Origin of the sequence: Halomonas sp. ND22Bw, assembly GCF_003011945.1 — a bacterium.
Classification (GTDB): Bacteria; Pseudomonadota; Gammaproteobacteria; order Pseudomonadales; family Halomonadaceae; genus Halomonas; species Halomonas halophila.
Map to the genome: position 1 here is coordinate 1 of NZ_PXWD01001241.1, position 257 is coordinate 257.

Sequence of the window (257 nt, forward strand, 5' to 3'; positions counted from 1 at the left end):
CCCCGGGGGCCGGGGCGGGGCGGCGGGCGTCGAGCTCCGCCTCGGTGAAACCGTGGTTGGCCCCGGGGGAGAGCAGGATGGCGTTCTCGCCACGTTCATCCACCTGGATGATGGCATGGCCGCCGGGCTCGTCCACCAGGGCGATGGCGTCGACGTCTACCCCGGCGGCCTCGAGCAGGCTGCGTGCCCAGGCGTCCTGGCGGCCGAGGCGACCCCAATGGCGCACGCGGCCACCGGCTTTTGCCATGGCCAGCGAC

1 pseudogene is annotated in these 257 nt (G+C 74.3%); it reads right to left on the reverse strand.

The annotated features are described in order from the left end of the window. Window positions 1–226: pseudogene (locus tag CVH10_RS22140) on the reverse strand (ribokinase); the annotation flags it as partial. Between the last annotated feature and the right edge of the window lie 31 nt (window positions 227–257).